Origin of the sequence: Trichococcus sp. (assembly GCF_049589555.1) — a bacterium.
Taxonomy (GTDB): domain Bacteria; phylum Bacillota; class Bacilli; order Lactobacillales; family Aerococcaceae; genus Trichococcus.
The window spans coordinates 1-3,505 of record NZ_JBAWAZ010000136.1 but is presented as its reverse complement, the minus strand read 5'-3'; the positions used below and the strand labels follow the sequence as shown (position 1 = coordinate 3,505).

Here is a 3,505-nt window from a genome sequence, read left to right as displayed (position 1 = left end):
AATGCGGAGATTACTTTGGCATCCGCGCACGGGACGCGCAAGCTTCCCGTCAGACAATTCATCACCTTTGCCAAACAGACGCTGCTTCAACCCGATGAACTGGTGACGGAGATTGCGATACCGCTTGCCGACTATACGGTATCCTATTACCGGAAAATCGGCGGCAGGCAAGTCAACGCCATCTCCAAGGCGAGTTTCTATGCCGTGGCGATCAAGAAGGACGGCATCATCGAAGATGTGCGGATCGCATTCGGTTCCGTTGCGCCGACTGCCGTCAGGGACAGGGCCTGCGAAGAAATTTTGATAGGGACAATGGAAACGGAACTGGTTGCAAAAATAGAACCGTTGCGCACGCGATATGGGAAACTGCTTGCGCCATTGGACGATACCCGTTCCACGGCGGACTATCGGCGGCACGTATCGCTGCAGCTGCTGGAGGATTTCATCGGGAGGGGGCTGGCGAAATGAACAAGAAAGCCATTCAGATTGTCTACTGGGGTTCGTTGTGGGGGATAGCCGAAGCCACTTTGGGATATGTGTTGCATATGGCCGCAATCCAATTGCCCGGCGTTCCCGGCTTCGTGATGTTCCCTATTGCCTTTTATTTCATGAGGAAGGCTTACTTGTCGACCGGGAAGCCCGGGGCGGTCTTTCAGGTGGCGTTGGTGTCGGCGTTGATCAAGTGTTGCGATTTGCTGATTACGGGAAATATTCCGATTAGGATACTCAATCCGGCCCTGTCCATCGTGTTGGAAGGCCTGGCGGTTGCGCTCGTATTCGCCTATGCCGAAAGGAGGAAGATTGCCATCGGCTTTGCGTCGGTTTTTTCGATGGGCGTCCTGTGGCGCGCGGTTTTTCTCTTCTATCTGTTCCTGATTTCGCTCATTGATCTGCCGGCCGCGCTTGTGACTGACGGACTGCAGTTCAGCCTGCGCTTCCTGTTTTTGGAAAGCTTAGTGAATGCCATTTTGATGCTCGCCTATCTGAAAATTGAAAGAATAGAACGCGTTGTTGCGGTGACCCCGTTGGTTGCCTATGCGGCGCTGGCGACAGCCATCATGCTGACGCTTGCGTTTTAGGGGGGACGGCATGGGACGCGTGAACATCATCACGGGAGAAATGGACGCCGGGAAGACGACGGAGCTGATCCGGCTCTACCATGAATTGCCCGCTGGTACCGCCGATGGCTTCGCGAGCATCAAAGCTTTTTCGGAGCAGGGTGCGTTCGAAGGATATGACTTGAAGAGACTGGCGACCGGAACAACAGCTCCTTTCATCAGACTGAGCAAGGATGATGAAGTGCCACCTCAGCAGGACAGTTTCGGATTCGACCGTTTCACTTTCCTGATGGAGCCCCTCGCGGCAACTGAGGATGTTATCCGCGATATCATTTCCGATCCGGCAATCCGGACTATCCTGCTGGATGAAATCGGTCCGGTCGAACTGCAAGGAAACGGGTTCTGCAGGGCATTGAAGAGTCTGTTGGCGAGCGATAAGGAACTTTATCTTTGCATCAACAGAAAGAACCTGGATCCGGTGGCAAAAAAATTTGGAATCGTGACGTACCGTCTGATTGTAGTTGAAGATCAAACATTCCCCTCGCAATGATAAAAACGAGGGGAATGTTGTTGTTATCAAATGATGAGGCTTGCGCCACAGCGCTTTTCCGCTTAGAATGGAAGAACTGCAAAATAACGGAAAAGAAAGGAAGAGGCTAGATGCGATTGGATAAACTGCTCAGCGAATGCGGCTACGGTTCCCGAGGACAAGTGAAAAAATTGATCAGAAGCAAACAAGTCAGCATCGACGGGGAAATCGTGCTGGCGGACAACCACAATGTAGATCCGCAGATCCAGACGGTCATCGTCTCGGGTAAAACGCTGATGCACCGGACCAATGTCTACTACATGTTGCACAAACCGGCTGGCGTAGTAACGGCGGTATCCGATGAAGGCAACCGCACAGTCATCGATCTGATTGACCCGTCCGACCGCAGACCTGGCCTGTATCCCGTCGGACGGCTGGACAAGGATACGGAAGGGCTGTTGCTGATCACGGACAACGGGCAACTGGGATATCAGCTGTTGCTGCCGCACAAAAAAGTGACGAAGCGCTATGAAGTCGTCGTGAACGAGCGCGTGACCGCCGCCGATCAGGAAGCCTTCGCCGAAGGGATCGTCTTCCACGGCGGAACTACCTGCAAGCCGGCACGTTTGACCATCCTCAGCCATGGGGACGAGGAAAGTCGCGTGCTGCTGGACATCAGCGAGGGGAAATTCCACCAAGTGAAGAAGATGTTCCTCTCGGTCGGCAAGAAAGTCACCTATCTGAAACGGCTGACGATGGGGCCGATCGAACTGGACGAATCGATTCCTCCCGGCAGCTACCGGTCGCTCAACGAAGCGGAACTGGAACAATTGAAGCCGTATTTCAAATAACCTGTCAATTTAGCCCACGTCCCCCAAGGTATTCAGCTGACAGGGTTCAGAAACATCACCCCATTAAGGAATGGGTCGGAAACCTAACGCCACTAACCATATATGCGAATAACACTATGCCAAGAAGCATCCTTTGATCACCGATGACTCCGAACTGCTTTCGGACAATCTGCCATTTTTAGGAGGAACTGTCATGTTTTTCGTTTTCTTGGGTTTGTTTGCTTTAGCTTATTTTGCCGGGGAAGCCGCCTGGAAAGTCATTATTGCTGTCATAGCCTTGGTCGTTTGCTTCGCTTTTCCGCCATTCGCCGCCGCCGTGCCGATTTTCTATATTTTGCGTGCCGTTTTTCGGCATTACGATTAGGGGGCCGCACTGGAGCGTGTTTTCGGATTGTCCCTAACATTCCAAAAATAGAAAAATAGAAGGCGTCACAATCATTTCAGATCGATATTGTGGTTTCAGATTTCATTACGCCACCTGATAATCAAATGTAACGGTACGCCAAATAACCCTTGCCGCATTTATGCAGTGCAGCAAGGGTTATTTGGCGTTTAGACAGCAAGTCTCCTGAGGCAAACAAGGCGTGGGTTCCGTCACCATTTTTTCAGCCACACCTGTTCAAAGCCCATTTTCTTCAATGCGCGCGGCCGTTTTTTCCCTCGGCTTTGTCTGCGTCAACTGGTAGCTTTCCGTGATGATCCGGTCGGCAATCGGGTAGAGCTCTTCGGAGATGAGCCGCAGGGTGATCCAGTGGGTCTTGTTCATATGATAGGCTGGCATGATTTCCGGGATTGTCTCGCGCAGATACTCATTGCGTTCCGGCGTGTTCTTGACGTTCAGCCAAATTTCACCGTTCCGTTCATAGATGTAGGCGAACGATTTTCGGTTGCCTTCGTGGCGCATGACGGTCCAGTTGGGGTCATCGAAAGGGTAATCCTCGATGACATGCGCGTGCTCCTGGCAAAGGGCGATCAGCCGGGTCCGGACAGTATGCAGTTCTTCCATGTTACGTTCCTTCTTTCCTGTTCATTTGACCATACCTTTATTATATTAAATTTTCCCGAAA

The 3,505-nt window shown here is 51.9% G+C and carries 6 protein-coding genes; 5 read left to right on the top strand and 1 reads right to left on the bottom strand.

Features of this window, described 5'->3' with window-relative positions:
* The 5 genes from WBV27_RS05580 to WBV27_RS05560 form a co-directional block, all read left to right on the top strand.
* On the top strand, positions 1 to 468 hold a 468-nt coding region (locus tag WBV27_RS05580; protein ID WP_424200162.1), incomplete at its 5' end, for an FAD binding domain-containing protein.
* The gene (locus WBV27_RS05575; RefSeq protein WP_424200160.1) at positions 465 to 1,079 is read left to right on the top strand and encodes a hypothetical protein; all 615 of its coding nucleotides are present in this window, start codon (positions 465 to 467) and stop codon (positions 1,077 to 1,079) included. The genes WBV27_RS05580 and WBV27_RS05575, both read left to right, overlap by 4 nt.
* A 10-nt stretch (positions 1,080 to 1,089) precedes the next feature.
* On the top strand, positions 1,090 to 1,608 hold the full coding sequence (locus WBV27_RS05570) for a nucleoside-triphosphatase (RefSeq protein WP_424200158.1): 519 nt from the start codon (positions 1,090 to 1,092) through the stop codon (positions 1,606 to 1,608).
* 110 nt (positions 1,609 to 1,718) lie between these two features.
* A complete protein-coding gene (locus WBV27_RS05565; RefSeq protein WP_424200156.1) occupies positions 1,719 to 2,438 on the top strand; it encodes a 16S rRNA pseudouridine(516) synthase in 720 nt (239 codons plus the stop codon).
* Between the two features lie 193 nt (positions 2,439 to 2,631).
* Entirely contained in the window at positions 2,632 to 2,802 is a 171-nt protein-coding gene (locus tag WBV27_RS05560) for a hypothetical protein (protein WP_424200154.1), read from the top strand.
* A 255-nt stretch (positions 2,803 to 3,057) separates the two neighbouring features.
* Here WBV27_RS05560 and WBV27_RS05555 read toward each other — a convergent pair whose 3' ends face one another.
* On the bottom strand, positions 3,058 to 3,444 hold the full coding sequence (locus WBV27_RS05555; protein WP_424200152.1) for an MmcQ/YjbR family DNA-binding protein: 387 nt from the start codon (positions 3,442 to 3,444) through the stop codon (positions 3,058 to 3,060).
* Positions 3,445 to 3,505 lie beyond the last annotated feature (61 nt).

Coding starts and splice junctions, on each gene's coding strand:
- WBV27_RS05575 (WP_424200160.1), top strand. CDS start 465: ATGAACAAGAAAGCCATTCAGATTGTCTACTGGGGTTCGTTGTGGGGG.
- WBV27_RS05570 (WP_424200158.1), top strand. CDS start 1,090: ATGGGACGCGTGAACATCATCACGGGAGAAATGGACGCCGGGAAGACG.
- WBV27_RS05565 (WP_424200156.1), top strand. CDS start 1,719: ATGCGATTGGATAAACTGCTCAGCGAATGCGGCTACGGTTCCCGAGGA.
- WBV27_RS05560 (WP_424200154.1), top strand. CDS start 2,632: ATGTTTTTCGTTTTCTTGGGTTTGTTTGCTTTAGCTTATTTTGCCGGG.
- WBV27_RS05555 (WP_424200152.1), bottom strand. CDS start 3,444: ATGGAAGAACTGCATACTGTCCGGACCCGGCTGATCGCCCTTTGCCAG.